This window comes from uncultured Bacteroides sp. (genome assembly GCF_902472605.1).
Classification (GTDB): domain Bacteria; phylum Bacteroidota; class Bacteroidia; order Bacteroidales; family Bacteroidaceae; genus Phocaeicola.
Map to the genome: position 1 here is coordinate 1 of NZ_CABROP010000057.1, position 15,437 is coordinate 15,437.

Genomic DNA, 15,437 nt, shown 5'->3' on the forward strand with positions numbered 1-15,437 from the left:
TCTTGAAAACCGTTGTACTGCGAGGTACCCGGGGTTCGAATCCCTGTCTCTCCGCGAAGTTTTACTAGTCCTCGTAAAATCAAGGTTTTACGAGGATTTTTTTTGCCCGTTGGAAGCATCGGCTGGAGAAATGTTTTTTCTTATTTGCTTTTTAACGTGGAAATGGTTAACTTTAAAAACATTTGTAAATCCTTATAAAACAATCAACAGATGAACCCCTTGTTATTCCTTTATTTCTTTGTGGCGATGGCGTTTTCGGCCGTGGCTTCTTCTGTATCGGAAAGTTATGTCATTCCTTATCCTCAACAGATGGCGGTAGGTGATGGTCATTTTGTTCTTCAGAAAAATGCTTCTTTTTCATGCAACCTGAAAGGGACGGATAAGGAAGATTTTGTAAAGTATGTCGGTCAGTCTCCTTTTGCATTGACTTATAAAAAAAGGGGGAAGACGGATATTGTGTTTAAATTGCTCAGTCCGAAACAGTCGCAGATGAAGGAGGAAGCCTATCGGTTGGAAGTGACGAAAAAGGGGATTCAAGTGGAGGCAACTTCTGCTTCCGGTTTGTTCTATGCTTTTCAGTCGATGAATCAGTTGGTACAGCCGGCGGGAAACAATACCTTCCTGTTGCCGGAAGTGACCATCGAGGATACACCGCGTTTTGCATACCGAGGCATGCATTTGGACGTGTCACGTCATTTTTATACCAAAGAATTTGTCAAGAAGCAGTTGGATGCACTGGCCCGTTACAAATTAAACCGCTTTCATTGGCACTTGACAGACGGTGCCGGATGGCGGATTGAAATCAAGAAATATCCGGAACTGACGCGTGAAACGGCTTATCGTCCTTTCCCGGATTGGAAAAGTTGGTGGAACGGTGGCCGTACATATTGCCGTCAGGATGCGCCGGGGGCTTCCGGAGGATACTATACGCAGGAAGATGTGAAAGAGATTGTGGAATATGCCCGTCAGCGTCATATTACGGTGATTCCGGAGATTGAGATGCCAGCTCACTCCGAGGAAGTGCTGGCAGCTCTCCCACAGTTGGCTTGTGGGGGTGATTTGAAGCCCGGGGGCGAGTTTTGCCCTGGAAAAGAATTGACTTACACTTTCTTGACCGATGTACTGAAGGAAGTGATGGCGCTTTTCCCGTCGGAATACATTCATATCGGAGGGGATGAGGCCAGCACGAACCATTGGAAACAATGTCCTGACTGTCAGGCACGGATGAAGGAAGAAGGGATGAAAGAAGAAGGTGAACTGCAGGAATACCTTGTTTCAAGAATTGAAAAGTTCTTACGGGAGAACGGTCGCAAGATGATTGGTTGGGACGAAATACTAACTGGCGAATTGGATGAAACTTCGGCTGTGACCGTGTGGCGTGGGGAGGACAAAGGAGCCGAGTCGGTAAAAAGAGGGCTGCGCACGATTCTGTCGCCGGGTGCCTATTGCTATTTTGACAGTTATCAGGATGCGCCGCGCACGCAACCGGAAGCCATTGGAGGGTATCTTCCGTTGGAAAAGGTATATTCTTATGAGCCTGTAACCCCGGCTTTCCCGGCAGATAAGCTGGATTGTGTGTGGGGAGTTCAAGGAAATGTATGGACGGAATATTTGTCTACGCCGGAGCATACGGAATACATGATTTATCCTCGTTTGCTGGCCTTGGCCGAAGTGGCTTGGACCAATCCGGAACGGAAGGACTGGAAGCGTTTTCATGCGGAGGCTTTGCAGGAAGTGGAGGTACTGGATTCATTAGGATACAATACTTTTGACTTAAAGAATGAAGTGGGCAACCGTCCGGAGGCACTGAGTGTCGACAACCATCTGGCAAAAGGTAAGAAGGTAGAGTATCTGCGGCCTTATGCGGCGGATTACTACCCGGCAGGAGGAGACGGAGCATTGACCAACGGTATCCATGGGGGATGGGTCTATACCGATTTGCGTTGGCAGGGATTCCTTGGAAAGGGAATGGACGCGGTGGTGGATTTGGAGAAATCACAGCCTATCCGCCAGGTTTCCATTGATTTCATGCAATTGATTGGTCCGGGTGTGTTTCTGCCGCAGAAGGTCAGCTTCCTGGTTTCGGAAGACGGAAAGGAATATACGCTGTTGAAGACGATTACGACGACACTGCCTATCACGGATGAAAAGCTGACTATCCAGAATTATGCATGGGAGGGTACTTGCGAGGCTCGTTACGTGCGGGTACAGGCTGACATCAATCCCGAAGCCGGTGGATTCTTGTTTACCGACGAGATTGTAGTGAAATAATTCTATATCAGAGGGCCGGAAGCACGTACCCGAAGCGCAACAAACCAATCAGGTAGTGTGCTTCCGGCTGATGAATCAGATGCAAGGTGGGCTGTATGAACCCTTTGCCTAGGCAGGGAATTTTCCAAGTGAATTCACTGGCCCATTCGTGTGAATGGGAGAATCGGGCATAATCGGTGAATAGTCCGCCTTCTGTTTTTCCACATTGCCATACAAGGCCTGCTCCGGCATAGTGTTTGCATCCTTGGCTGGCGTGCCACTGGGCAGAAACCTGTAAGAGGATTTGCAGGTGGGGAGTGATTGACTGTTCTGCATATCCCCAGATTATTTTCCGGATTTCTTTCTTTTCTTTTTTTGATGCTTGTTCCGTATCTCCTTCTGCATAATTCCGATACACCCCGCTATGTAAAGCAAAGCCCATGTGATAATTGCTGTCATGATGCCGATAGTTGAATGAGGTAAGACAGAGTATCCCGTCGTGCTGCGGGCAGAAACGGAATACATTTTCTTTTCCTGTAAAGCGATAGGAGCCTTTCCCGTTATACAAAGAGGCTTGCAGGCTCCATTGAGCATGTTTCAGCTCGTAGTGTATTCCCATGGAAGACACCGGATAGTTGGCTATGGGATAATCGGCCGACAAGGTGGGAAAGATGCCGCATGAGCTGTTGGTGAACAGGGCTGTGGCCGGCGAAGTGAAATAGTCTTCGTTTAGGTTACGGATGCCGATGAACAGGCTGGAGTTTCCCATTGGCTGCCGGATGCCCAGTATGGCCACGGCCAGCGGATGATTATCTTCTTCGATGTTGGAAAAGGTCTGCAAATCGTTGGCCAAAGACTCGGTTCGGGTCTTTGCTGTGCTGAGGGTAGCTGCTTCAAGGATGGCAGACGGGCTTAGTGGAGTGGAAAAATCCAACCGTAACAAATTCACCCAGTTACATCCTTTTTTGAAATCGCTCTGCAGTTCAGTGGTATAATTTATCAGGAGTTCCTGGGCAAAGCAACGGCAGGGGGATACCGTTGCAATGACCAGTATGTATTTGATAAGTTTTGTCATAACCATTTGGTGAAACGATGGATGTACCAGTTCTTAATCAGTTGTGTCAGTACGCAGTAGGAGAGCAGGATGCCGAACAGCCAGGGGAAATAGCTTGCAGGCAAAGCTTCCAGACCGATGGAGGTCCCAAACGGGGTGAAGGGAATCAGGATACCGGTAGCCATGATGAGCAGGGTCAGTCCGGTTACCTGCCAGGAGGCACGGCTTTGTATGAACGGCACTTTCCGCGTACGTATCATGTGTACAATCAGTGTTTGCGACAGCAGGCCTTCGATGAACCATCCGGACTGGAAAAGGGTCTGATGCTCTATGCTCTGGCAGCCGAAGGCGAACCACATCACCAGATAAGTGATGATGTCGAAGATGGAACTGATGGGACCGATGAAAATCATGAAGCGGCTCAGGTCGGAGGCGTCCCATTTCCGGGGTTTCCGGAGGTATTCCGCATCCATCCGGTCGAAGGGGATGGTAGACTGCGAAATATCATACAGCAGGTTCTGAATCAGCAGATGAATGGGAAGCATGGGCAGGAAGGGCAGGAAAGCACTGGCTGCCATGACACTGAACATGTTGCCGAAATTGGAACTGGCGGTCATCTTGATGTATTTGGTGATGTTGCCGAAGGTCTTTCTTCCTTCCAGTACCCCGTCTTCCAATACCATCAGGCTCTTCTCCAGCAGGATGATGTCGGCACTTTCCTTGGCGATGTCTACAGCTGAGTCGACCGAGATACCGATGTCCGACTGGCGGAGGGCGGCCGCATCGTTGATACCGTCGCCTAAGAAGCCGACGGTATTTTGCTGTGCTTGGAGAAGGGTGATGATTTCCGTTTTCTGTACGGGAGTCAGTTTGGAGAAGACGGTCGTCTCGCGCACTGCTTTCATCTTTTCCTCCTCATCCAAGTCGGCCAGTTGAGGGCCGCTGAGCGCGTTGGTAGTGTTGATACCCACTTGCCGGGCGATGGTACGCACCACGGCATCGTTGTCTCCAGACAAGATTTTGACCTCAATCCCGTGTTCATGCAATTGCTGTATGGCCTTGGCCGCCGATGGTTTGGGGGGATCGAGAAAGGCCAGATAGCCAATCAGTACCATCTCTTTTTCATCTTCCACACAGAAGTCGCACGCTTTGTCGAGGTAGCTTTTTTGTGCTACGGCAATGACCCGCATGCCTTGCTTGTTCATCTGCTCGATGATACGATGTGCCTTGTCTTTCAGGGCTTCCGTCATGGGATGTACCTCTCCGTCGAATTCGGCATGTGAGCAGATGGCCAGCATCTCTTCTACGGCACCTTTGGTGATAATCTGTCGTTTCCCTTGTCGGTCTTCCACCACGACCGACATTCTCCGCCGGGTGAAATCGAACGGTATTTCGTCTACCTTGACATAGTTGTCTTTCAGGTATTCCAATGACAGTTCCTTGACGTGCGACAGGATGGCCTTGTCCATCAGATTTTTCAATCCGGTCTGGAAGAAACTGTTGAAATAGGCATGACGCAGAATACGGCGGCTTTCATCGCTGCTCCCGTCAGCATTGATGTATTTTTCCAATACAATCTGGTCACAGGTGAGGGTACCGGTTTTGTCGGTACAGAGAATGTTCATAGCCCCGAAGTTCTGAATGGCATTCAAGTCTTTTACGATGGTCTTTTTCTTGGACATGGCTACGGCTCCTTTGGCAAGGTTGGCCGTTACAATCATCGGAAGCATCTCCGGCGTGAGGCCCACGGCTACCGATACGGCAAAGATAAAAGCTTCCAGCCAGTCGCCTTTGGTCACTCCGTTGACCAGAAACACGAAGGGAATCATGATGAGCATGAAGCGTATGAGCAGGAAGCTGACTTTGCTGATTCCTTTGTCGAAGGCAGTGGCAGCACGGTGTCCGGCAATGCTGCGGGCAATGGTGCCCAGGTAAGTATCGTTTCCAGTGGCAATGACAATGCCGGTGGCCGAACCGCTGACTACGTTGGAGCCCATGAAACAGATGTTTTCCAGTTCTATGACACTGCCTTTGCGGTGTTTGTTCGTATTCGTTTCCGGACGCTTTTCAATCGGATCCGATTCTCCTGTCAAGGAGGACTGGCTGACAAACAAGTCTTTTGCTTCGATGATGCGGAGGTCGGCGGGTATCATGTCGCCGGCAGCAATCATGACAATATCCCCCGGCACCAGTTCTGTGATGTTGATTTCTTCATCGTGCTGGCCGGCACGTCTCACGTAGCAGGTGTTCGTGACCATCTTGAGCAAAGCTTCGCTCGAAGCGTTGGCTTTCCATTCCTGGCAGAAGCGGAGGATGGTACTGGCAATCACCATCGTCAGGATGATGAAGATGGCCGTCCAATCCTGCTCGCCGGGATTGGCCAGCAAGACGTCGAGTACGAAAGAAATGACCACCAGCACGGTCAGTACGCCAATGAAAGGGTTGATGAAGGCCTTGATGAAGGTGGAAACCGGATTCTTCTTTTGCTCGTGTGCTACCTCATTCTTTCCATAGATGGACTGCCGGTTCTCGATTTCTTCGGAGGTCAGTCCGTTTTTGCTGGTCTGGAAATAATTGCATACGGTGTTGAGGGGCTGGGTGGCTGCCAAAAATACCTTTTCCGCATTGAATGTGCTTGTTTCCTTACTTTTTCTTCTTTTCCACATAATACCTTAATTCGTAGGGGTGATTACTCTATTTCCTTTTCGCACGGCAAAAGTAAGCGATACTCTTGGCAGGGCCTGTTAGAGGATAATTAGAGTGGTATTAGAAAACTATTAGAATTCTGCCGGTTGTTTCCGGCCATTGTTCTGATAGTGTGGTGTGGAAGCTGAAAAAGGAACTTTTAGATATGAGGCAGTTCAATGGTGAAGGTCGTGCCTTCTCCTTGCTTGGAATGTACGGCAAGATGTCCTTGGTGAAGTCCGATAATCTTTTGGGCAAGTGCCATGCCGATGCCGTGTCCTTCTGTCTGTTTGTCTTGTTCCCCTCGGTAGAATAAGGTGAAAATCTGCTCTTTTTCCTTGTCCGATATGCCAATTCCATTGTCGGACAAGCGGACAATCGCCCATTTGTCCCAATAGGAGATTTGGACGAAGGAGGATTTGTTTTCCGAATACTTGCAGTTGTTTTCAATCAGATTGGCAAAGGCGATGTTCAGCAGGTAGGAGTTGCCCATGACGGTAATCATCCGGTCGTCTTCGGCATCTTCCTGTTCGAAAATCAGTTCGATGTGGTATTCCGGGTGGGCCCGCAGAATCAGTTCCCGGGTATCCAGCAGCAGTTCGTCGAGCCGGATTTCGTGCATCTTGATTTGCTCTTTCTGGTAATCCGCCTTGGCTAGATTGAGGAGTCCGTCAATCAGTTTGGTCATGCGTCGTGCATCCTGTAATACGTTTTGCATGGCTTGGCGGTATTGAGCTTCGGTCCGTTCCTTTTGCAAGGCCAAATCCAGTTCCGCCATCAGGGCAGCTAACGGCGTTCTCATCTCGTGGGATACGTTGCTGACAAACATCTTCTGTGCATTGAATGAAATTTCCAGTCGTTCCAGCAGGTCATTAAAAGCCAGGCTCAGTTCTCCGAGTTCGTCTTTCTCGTTTCTCACCGGTAATCGGCGGTCGATATGGGAAGCCGTGATATTCTCTACTTCCCTTACGATTTCCCGAATAGGCTTTAAAGAAGCTCGTACAAGGAAATAACAGGTCACGAACAATAGCAGCAGTCCGAAGAAAAACAGAATAATTAAGGTCTTTTGGAGTTCCAGCAGGTTGGTGTGGCCGTAACCGTCGTAAGCAGCAGCGGTCACAATGTAGTCCTTGCCTTGAAAAGGATAGACCATCCCGATGGCCTGATACTTCCCGATGTGGAATTCTATTTCTTTTTCGTGAAGAATGTGACGGATCATTTCCGGACTTTCCTTGATGATGTCATTCTCGACGGCATCGTGGTAAAGCATGCGGAAGTCAGGGGTATAGACCGCCACTTCCACTTCATTGATAAACTCTTTGTTGTTCAGATAGATGGACTGCATGATGCGGGCATCTACCTGGTCTTGCAGGAAAAGGTGTGCTTTGGTCACCGCCTCACTTTTCAGGTTGTGGAAGAATGTGTTGCTCCGGATGTGTTCGCTGACCAGATAGATCAGGCACATGCACAACAGAAATACCACGGCTATGACTCCGGTGTTTTTGAGTGTCAGGGTGGTCTTTATTTTCATGGCTTTTCGTCGGTAAGAATGAATCCGATTCCGGGTTTGGTGTGAATCAGCTTGGTGTCGAAGTCTTTGTCTATTTTCTTGCGTAAGTAGTTGATATATACATCGATGAAATTGGTACCGGTATCGAAGTGGGTATTCCATACCTTTTCGGCTATTTCCACCCGACTGATGACTCTTTCCGGGTGCTGTACCATGTAGGTCAGCAGGTTGTATTCTTTGGGGGAGAGACGGATAGGAATACCTTGGCGGGTGACTTCCCTGCGGCTGGTGTCTACTTGCAGATCCTTGTAATTCAGTTTATCGGGAGGAGAAGCCGGACTCTCCGCTTCGCTTTTCCGCTTTAGCAGTACTTTTATGCGGGCATTCAGTTCCCTGAAATCGAACGGTTTCACCATGTAATCATCTGCTCCGGCATCGAATCCATCCAGCTTGTCATCCGTGGAACCGAGGGCCGTCAGCATGAGGATGGGAATCTGTGCATTGAGTTTGCGTATTTCCTTGCAAAGCTCGAATCCGTCCAGCTTGGGGAGAATGATATCTGAAATGACCAGTTGGAAAGCATGCGACTGGAAAAGTCGGAGTCCCATGGCACCGTCGTATGCCACGAAGGTGGTATAACCATTTTCTTCCAATCCGGCTTTCAGGAGGTCGGCCACCCTTTTATCGTCTTCTATGATTAAAATGCTGTACATAATAATGTCTGGGTGGTAAGATAGACAAGGTTTGTTTGTGAGTTATCAAGGGAAAATTTCCACGGTGTGGGAAAGGAAATGTGGAGCATACAGGACTCGAACCTGCCACCTTTTGACTGCCAGTCAAACGCTCTAGCCAGATGAGCTAATGCCCCATTATTGCTTGAAAGCGTGACAAAGGTACAATAATATTTTAAAAAACCAAGCATATTCGTCTGGAAAACGAAAGAAAACCATTAGTTTTGTGTAGATTTACGTAAAGAAGGAGATTTATGGATTTACAGATACGCAAGGCCTCATTGGCAGATTTGGACCGTTTGATGGAAATATTTGAAGAAGCCCGTCGTTTTATGTGTCGTACGGGAAATCCGAATCAGTGGATTAACGGTTATCCGCAGCGTGAACTGATACAGAAAGAAATAGAGGCTTCACATTGTTATGTGTGTGTGACGGAAGAAGGAAAGGCAGTGGCCACCTTCTGTTTCATTCAAGGTCCCGACCCTACGTATGCCTATATTGAGGGCGGAGAGTGGAAGGATGATTCTCCTTATTATGTGATTCATCGTCTGGCTTCCGACGGCTCTTGCCATGGAATCGGAAAACTGTGTATCGACTGGTGTTTCCGTCAATGGCCCTGTTTGCGGATTGATACGCATGCCGATAACAAGGTGATGCAGAATTTGGTGCAATCCATGGGCTTTGTATATTGTGGTATTATTTATATCAGTAACGGCACTCCTCGCTTGGCTTATCAGAAACTGGCGTAAGAATTTCTCGCTGACTTCTTAATAATCCTTAATTGTAGAATATTTTCCATTGGAAATTTATTCTTTTCTTGATTATTTCTTTTCTTTGCAAATAGTTTCCAATAGAAAATAATAACAAAGAAAATAGATTAATATGAAGTATGTCATTGTAGGTGGGGTAGCAGGTGGAGCCACAGCAGCTGCCCGTATTCGGAGAAACACGGAAAAGGCCGAAATCATTTTGTTTGAACGCGGGGAATACATCTCTTATGCCAATTGTGGTTTACCTTATTATATAGGGGGAGTGATTCAGGACCGTAACCGTTTGTTTGTGCAGACTCCTGAAGCTTTTTCTACCCGTTTTCGTATTGATGTACGGGTACGTTCGGAAGTGACGGCTATCGATACAGCCCGTAAGGAAGTGAAGGTACGTACTGCGGACGGAAAGGAGTACACCGAAACTTACGACAAGCTGTTGCTTTCTCCGGGAGCTTCTCCGGTTCGTCCCCCTCTGCCCGGAATTGACAATGAAGGAATCTTTACTCTGCGGAATGTGGCAGATACCGACCGTATCAAGAATTACATGCAAGGACACGAAGTGAAGAAAGCTGTCATTGTAGGAGGTGGTTTCATCGGATTGGAGATGGCCGAGAACCTGCATCATGCAGGCATTGAGGTGTCAGTGGTGGAAATGGCCGACCAGGTGATGGGACCGGTGGATTTCTCCATGGCGGCTTTGGTACACACTCATCTGCAGCAGAAGGGTGTCAAGCTATACTTGAAGCAGGCGGTAGCTGCCTTTGAAAAGACGGCATCCGGATTGTTGGTGAAGTTCCAGTCGGGCTTGCAGACCGAGGCTCAGATGGTGATTCTTTCCATCGGTGTACGGGCAGAGACTCGTCTGGCCGTGGAAGCCGGATTGAAGTTAGGTGAAATGAAGGGCATCTACGTGAATGAATACTTGCAGACTTCCGATGAGTCAGTTTATGCAGTAGGTGATGCCATTGAATATCCGCATCCGATTACGGGTAAGCCTTGGCTGAATTTCCTGGCAGGTCCGGCCAACCGTCAGGCACGTATTGTGGCCGATAATATGACTTTCGGCAATAAAGTGAAATATGAAGGTTCCATTGGTACGGCCATTGCCAAAGTGTTCGATTTGACCGTGGCTTCTACCGGGCTTCCGGCCAAGCGCTTGAAAACTTTCGGCATTCCATACTTGTCGGCTACCATCCATTCCGGTTCTCATGCCGGATACTATCCGGGTTCTTTGCAGATGGACATCAAGATCACCTTCTCTCCGGAAGACGGTCGGTTGTACGGGGCACAGATTGTGGGATACAATGGGGTGGACAAACGCATTGATGAATATGCGCTGGTCATCAAGCAGAAAGGTACGGTTTATGATTTGATGCAACTGGAACATGCCTATGCACCTCCTTTCTCTTCTGCCAAAGATCCGGTAGCCGTATCAGGCTATGTAGCTGGAAACATCTTGAGCGGCAAGATGACTCCGCTTTACTGGAGAGAATTGCAGCAGGCCGATTTGACGAAGGTGACCTTGGTCGATGTCCGTACGAAAGACGAATATGAATTGGGCCACATTGCCGGAGCGGTCAATGTACCTTTGGATGAGATGCGTCAGCGGATGAAGGAGATTCCGTCGGACAAGCCGGTGTTCCTGTACTGTGGTGTGGGATTGCGCGGGTATCTGGCATCCAACATCTTGAAAGACAATGGCTACAAGGATGTACGTAACCTGATTGGAGGTATCAAGACCTACAATGCGGCAGTTACTCCAGTTTGTCAGCCGGATGAGGCATGCGAGGTGGTTTGCTCTTGTGACACGGCCGAAGGAACCACGGATTGCAAGAAGGTACACGTGGTCGATGCTTGCGGCATCCAGTGTCCGGGTCCGATTTTGCGATTGAAAAAAGGAATGGAAGAACTGAAAGCCGGGGAACAGATGGAGATTCATGCCACGGATGCAGGTTTTCCGCGTGATGCAGAAGCGTGGTGCCGTACTACCGGAAACCGTTTCCTGTCTTCGAAGTCGGAAGGAGGAATCTATAAAGTATTGGTAGAGAAGGCTACGGCCTGCGCTATGGAGGCTGTCCGCCGGGCACCGGAAGAGAAGGGGAAAACTTTCATTCTTTTCAGCGATGACCTTGACAAAACTTTGGCTACCTTTGTGCTGGCTAACGGCGCGGCGGCTACCGGAAAGAAAGTGACTATTTTCTTTACCTTCTGGGGGCTGAATGCCATTAAGAAGGAACGGAAACCGGCGGTACAGAAAGACCTCTTCGGAAAGATGTTCGGCATGATGCTTCCCTCCAGTTCGCGGAAACTGAAGCTCTCGAAGATGAACATGGGCGGTATGGGTTCGAAGATGATGCGTTACATCATGCAGAAGAAAGGCATCGATTCGTTGGAGTCACTCCGTCAGCAGGCTATTGACAACGGAGTAGAGTTTATTGCTTGCCAGATGTCGATGGATGTGATGGGCGTCAAGAAGGAGGAATTGCTGGACAATGTGACCATTGGTGGAGTAGCCACTTATATGGACCGTGCCGAGGAAGCCAATGTCAATCTGTTTATTTAACGTATGGAAAAAATAAAATGTATCTGTGTGATGAGAGAGCTCTTCCGGGCTCTCTCTGATCTTGAATCGCACTTGCTGCAGGCGCATGGAGTGTCTTTGAACGAGGCCATGGTGCTGTGTGCCATCGGCAAGGAACAAGTGGCAGCCCGCACGATTGTGGAGCGTACCGGACTGACTCCTTCGCATGCTTCGAAGGTGATTCGGGCCGTGGAAGAACGCAACCTGCTGGTGCGTACCTTAGGAGAAAAGGACAAGCGGGAGATGTATTTTTCGTTGACCGACGAGGCGTACCGTTGCCTGAAAGGCATACGCGATGAAGGAGTGGAGGTGCCTGAAATCCTTCAGCCGTTGTTTGCGGCCTATACGGATGAATCGTCTGAATCGTGTGCATAAAAAGGGAGAAAGCGATGAAAAAGAAAAAATTTGAACTGGAAGTACCCGGTGGGGCAGACAAAGTGTTGCTGCATACCTGCTGTGCACCTTGTTCATCGGCCATTATTGAATGTCTGATGCAGCATGGGGTGCGTCCTACCATTTATTATTGCAATCCGAACATCTATCCGCTGGAGGAATACAACATCCGCAAGGATGAGTGTACCCGTTATGCCCAGTCGCTGGGGCTGGAGATTGTGGATGCGGATTATGACCACGAAGCCTGGCGCTGCACGGTAGCCGGACTGGAAAATGAACCAGAGCGGGGTGGGCGTTGCCTGAAATGTTTCAAGATGCGTTTGGCCGATACGGCCCGCTATGCCCATGAACACGGCTTTTCGGTGATAACCACTACTTTGGCTTCCTCACGCTGGAAGAGTCTGGATCAGATTAATGAAGCCGGACGTTGGGCGGTAGAGGCCTATCCGGATGTGACCTGGTGGGAGCAGAACTGGCGCAAGGGAGGACTCAGCGAGCGTCGCATTGCCATTATCAAGGAATATAATTTCTACAACCAGCAGTACTGCGGCTGTGAGTTCAGTATGCGCAAGTCCAGTGACGAGGCAGCTACTCCTTCTTGTCCGCTTCCTTCTTCGGCTCAATAGGCATGGTGTTGTCTTTGTAGGCAGAGAAGCCTTTCACTTTTACGCGCTCTTTCTTTTCCTCTTCATTGATGGCGGCCTGTCCCAGCTGGTTCAGGTTGTCCTTGATCACATTGTGCATGTCAAAGAAATAGTCGAGCAGCATTTTCATGTGTTCTTCCAATTCTCCTTCGTTGGGCGAGAAAAATGTGTGGCAACGGGAATGCAGTCCGATAGTCTTTTCATCCTCATCGGCCATATATACGGTGGTGACCAGTGAGTTCACATTGGCCAAGTTGATGATTTCTTTTAAATAAGGTAAAGCTTCATTGTCCGCATTGATGGAGCCCCACCAGGGATTCCAGATCATGATAAACCGGTTTTCCTCTTCAGCCGCGATGTAGAAATCATCTCCCTGATATTGAAAGGTGATGTGATTTTCCTCGTTCACCTTCGGTTGGCAGCCTATTTTCTTCAGCACACTGATGACGAGGTCTTTTGTGGTGATATCGTCCAGTTCGTCCTTTGTCATTCTCTCAATATGTTCCAGCTGTTTGCGACGTTCACGCCAGAAACGCAAGATGAACAGTGCGATGGGCCAGAGGGCCAGTGCAATGACAGCAATCAATAGGGTAATTTCGCTGAGGTGTGTCATAGTTCATTTTTTTAAGGTTAGCTGATATATTATATCTTTATATATTTTAAAGATAATAATTTTATTTGAAAACAGAGGTATATATTATACTTTTTTAAGCGGATAGCATGCAGCAAAAATGCGATCCGTTTGTTTATTAGTTGTAAACTTTAAAACGAGAGATTATGCGAAAATTAGTATCAATTTTGATATGTGCTTTGGCCTTAATGGCCGGACATATCCAGGCTCAAGAAGTAGAATTGACAAAAGCAGAGAAGAAGGCGCTCCAGGAAAAAATCGACAGTATCCAGCATGTGGAAGCTGTGGAAGCTATCAATGCGAAGAAATTTACGCTGGAAGCCGATCAGGTAGTATTCAAGTACGGGCAGACAGCCTATGTGACTTCGAACACCAACTTTGTATCGGTAGATGGAGAAAATGCAGTGGTGCAGGTAGCGTTTAACATTCCGGCAGCAGGACCTAATGGTCTGGGCGGCGTGACAGTGGATGGCAAAGTGTCTTCCTATGAGGTGAAAACCGATAAGAAGGGTACTACTTATCTTTCCATGAATGTGATGGGGATAGGCATTTCGGCCCGGCTGGATATTAGCATGCCGAAAGGTACAAACAGTGCTACTGTGACTATTTCACCGAATTTTAACTCTAATCGTCTGACGTTGAACGGAGTGATACTGCCCGCTTCTAAGAGTTCTGTATTCAAGGGACGTTCACTTTAATAAATTGGAATGTAGTATGAGAAAAATCTTATTTTTTGCGTGTCTGCTGTTAGGGTTGTCGGCTTGTGAGAAAGACCCTGACATGAACAAACTGGATGCGGATCTGGTGGTGTACACCGATTATGATAAGGATGCCGACTTTGGTAGTTATAAAACTTACTTTTTGCCCGACAGCATTTTGGAGGCAGGTGGACATCGTGCCACTTACTGGAAAGATGAGAATGCGAAAGCAATTCTGAATGAAGTGGCCGAAGAAATGAACAACCGTGGATATACCCGTATCCTTGACCCGGAGAAAAAGGATGAGGCCAGTGTAGGCGTACAGCTTTCTTACGTGGCTCAGACCACTCAGGTAACTACCGGAGGATACTGGGGTGGCTGGTGGGACTATGGTTTCTGGGGACCGTGGTCTGGATGGTATTATCCGTATCCTGTCACTTATTCTTACAATACGAATACGCTGGTAATGGAGATGGTGGATCTTTCAGCTGGGACAGATAGTTCATCAAAGAATCTTCCGGTAGTCTGGTATGCCAGTGCGTCTGGATTCCAGTATAGCGGACGGTTCAATCAAGGCTTGTTGCAGAATGCAGTAGTTCAGGCCTTTGAGCAGTCACCTTATATCAAATCGGTCAATTAAACTACTAAGAGGAGGAATTTCAAATGAAGATAAATATATTGAAAAGAATAGCGATGGTGACCTTTATGTGCCTTGGAGTAGCTGTAAAAGGGTTTTCGCAATATGATGTCAGCAAGACTACCTTGAAGATTGACTGGCAGATGAATGCTCCTTTCTCCACCAATTTTGCAGACAAGCTGAGCGGATGGGGAATGAACTTTGAATTGGGATATGAATTGACCCCTCGTTGGGAAGTGGGCGTGTTTGCTTCCTATCATACCAATCATCAGTATGTGGGGCGGCAGACCCTGTCATTGTCTCCCACGGAATCTTTGACTACCGACCAGCAGCGTTCGGCTTTTCAGATTCCGTTTGGGGTGATGGGAGCATACAATCTTTCAACCAACCGCTATGTGAAGCCGTATATCGGGGTGAAGGCGGGTACCATGTTTGCCCGTTATACCACTTATTTCGGTACGGGAGGTGTGTACGATAAGTCTTGGGGATTTTATGTATCTCCTGAAATCGGTGTGAAGATTTATCCTACAGGAAAGAAGTGGGGATTCCACGTAGCCGGTTATTACAGCTATGCTACGAACAAGACACAGACGCTGACTTTCGATGTGGAAGGACAGAATCAGGCAGGTTTCCGCTTGGGTGTCATCTTCTAAAGGAAATTGACGGAGTATAAATAATTGTCATATTTATTGATTCACAAGAGAGGTGCTTGAAGGTGGTAGCCTTCGGCACCTTTTTTATTGTCGGCATCATTCTTGTGGGCATGAAAAAAGCCGCCTCAAGAATTGAGACAGCTTTTCAGTAGCCCGTGGGGGAATCGAACCCCCCTTTCAAGAATGAAAATCTTGCGTCCTAA

General features: G+C 48.1%; 13 protein-coding genes and 1 tRNA gene. 8 read left to right on the forward strand and 6 right to left on the reverse strand.

The window, feature by feature from the left end; genetic code table 11:
- Window positions 1-210 precede the first annotated feature (210 nt).
- A complete protein-coding gene (locus tag RDP42_RS11400) occupies window positions 211-2,271 on the forward strand; it encodes a beta-N-acetylhexosaminidase (RefSeq protein ID WP_308763777.1) in 2,061 nt (686 codons plus the stop codon).
- Window positions 2,272-2,278: 7 nt separating this feature from the next.
- On the opposite strand, the gene RDP42_RS11405 is transcribed toward RDP42_RS11400, so the two are convergent.
- The 5 genes from RDP42_RS11405 to RDP42_RS11425 all read right to left on the reverse strand — a co-directional run bounded on the left by RDP42_RS11405 (window position 2,279) and on the right by RDP42_RS11425 (window position 8,367).
- A complete protein-coding gene (locus tag RDP42_RS11405; protein ID WP_308763778.1) occupies window positions 2,279-3,325 on the reverse strand; it encodes a carbohydrate porin in 1,047 nt (348 codons plus the stop codon).
- Window positions 3,322-5,970, reverse strand: coding sequence for a magnesium-translocating P-type ATPase (gene mgtA / locus RDP42_RS11410; protein WP_374046981.1), 2,649 nt, complete (start codon window positions 5,968-5,970; stop codon window positions 3,322-3,324). The genes RDP42_RS11405 and mgtA overlap by 4 nt, the downstream gene beginning before the upstream one ends.
- A 179-nt stretch (window positions 5,971-6,149) precedes the next feature.
- Window positions 6,150-7,520: a HAMP domain-containing sensor histidine kinase gene (locus RDP42_RS11415; RefSeq protein ID WP_308763779.1), complete on the reverse strand. Its 1,371-nt coding sequence runs from the start codon at window positions 7,518-7,520 to the stop codon at window positions 6,150-6,152.
- Window positions 7,517-8,212 carry a response regulator transcription factor gene (locus RDP42_RS11420; RefSeq protein ID WP_308763780.1) on the reverse strand — a complete coding sequence of 232 codons (696 nt, stop codon included), beginning with the start codon at window positions 8,210-8,212 and terminating at the stop codon, window positions 7,517-7,519. The genes RDP42_RS11415 and RDP42_RS11420 overlap by 4 nt, the downstream gene beginning before the upstream one ends.
- 81 nt (window positions 8,213-8,293) lie before the next feature.
- Window positions 8,294-8,367 (reverse strand) — tRNA-Ala (locus RDP42_RS11425).
- Between the two features lie 117 nt (window positions 8,368-8,484).
- On the opposite strand from RDP42_RS11425, the gene RDP42_RS11430 reads away from it, so the two are divergent.
- The 4 genes from RDP42_RS11430 (at window position 8,485) to RDP42_RS11445 (ending at window position 12,597) form a co-directional block, all read left to right on the forward strand.
- Window positions 8,485-8,979 (forward strand): GNAT family N-acetyltransferase, encoded by a 495-nt coding sequence (locus tag RDP42_RS11430; RefSeq protein WP_303913024.1) that lies wholly within the window; start codon window positions 8,485-8,487, stop codon window positions 8,977-8,979.
- 133 nt (window positions 8,980-9,112) lie between these two features.
- Window positions 9,113-11,560 carry an FAD-dependent oxidoreductase gene (locus RDP42_RS11435; RefSeq protein ID WP_308763781.1) on the forward strand — a complete coding sequence of 816 codons (2,448 nt, stop codon included), beginning with the start codon at window positions 9,113-9,115 and terminating at the stop codon, window positions 11,558-11,560.
- A 3-nt stretch (window positions 11,561-11,563) separates the two neighbouring features.
- Window positions 11,564-11,953 carry a MarR family winged helix-turn-helix transcriptional regulator gene (locus tag RDP42_RS11440; protein WP_148330845.1) on the forward strand — a complete coding sequence of 130 codons (390 nt, stop codon included), beginning with the start codon at window positions 11,564-11,566 and terminating at the stop codon, window positions 11,951-11,953.
- 14 nt (window positions 11,954-11,967) lie between these two features.
- Window positions 11,968-12,597, forward strand: a complete 630-nt coding sequence (locus tag RDP42_RS11445) for an epoxyqueuosine reductase QueH (protein ID WP_308763782.1) — start codon at window positions 11,968-11,970, stop codon at window positions 12,595-12,597.
- Here the strand turns inward: RDP42_RS11445 and RDP42_RS11450 are convergent.
- Window positions 12,560-13,228, reverse strand: coding sequence for a hypothetical protein (locus RDP42_RS11450; RefSeq protein ID WP_308763783.1), 669 nt, complete (start codon window positions 13,226-13,228; stop codon window positions 12,560-12,562). The genes RDP42_RS11445 and RDP42_RS11450 overlap by 38 nt on opposite strands.
- A 164-nt stretch (window positions 13,229-13,392) precedes the next feature.
- On the opposite strand from RDP42_RS11450, the gene RDP42_RS11455 reads away from it, so the two are divergent.
- The 3 genes from RDP42_RS11455 to RDP42_RS11465 are packed head-to-tail and all read left to right on the forward strand — an operon-like array spanning window position 13,393 to window position 15,234.
- Window positions 13,393-13,944, forward strand: coding sequence for a DUF4251 domain-containing protein (locus RDP42_RS11455; RefSeq protein ID WP_308763784.1), 552 nt, complete (start codon window positions 13,393-13,395; stop codon window positions 13,942-13,944).
- Between the two features lie 16 nt (window positions 13,945-13,960).
- A complete protein-coding gene (locus RDP42_RS11460) occupies window positions 13,961-14,584 on the forward strand; it encodes a DUF4136 domain-containing protein (RefSeq protein WP_308763785.1) in 624 nt (207 codons plus the stop codon).
- Window positions 14,585-14,607: 23 nt separating this feature from the next.
- Window positions 14,608-15,234 carry an outer membrane beta-barrel protein gene (locus RDP42_RS11465; protein ID WP_308763786.1) on the forward strand — a complete coding sequence of 209 codons (627 nt, stop codon included), beginning with the start codon at window positions 14,608-14,610 and terminating at the stop codon, window positions 15,232-15,234.
- The last annotated feature ends 203 nt before the right edge of the window (window positions 15,235-15,437 follow it).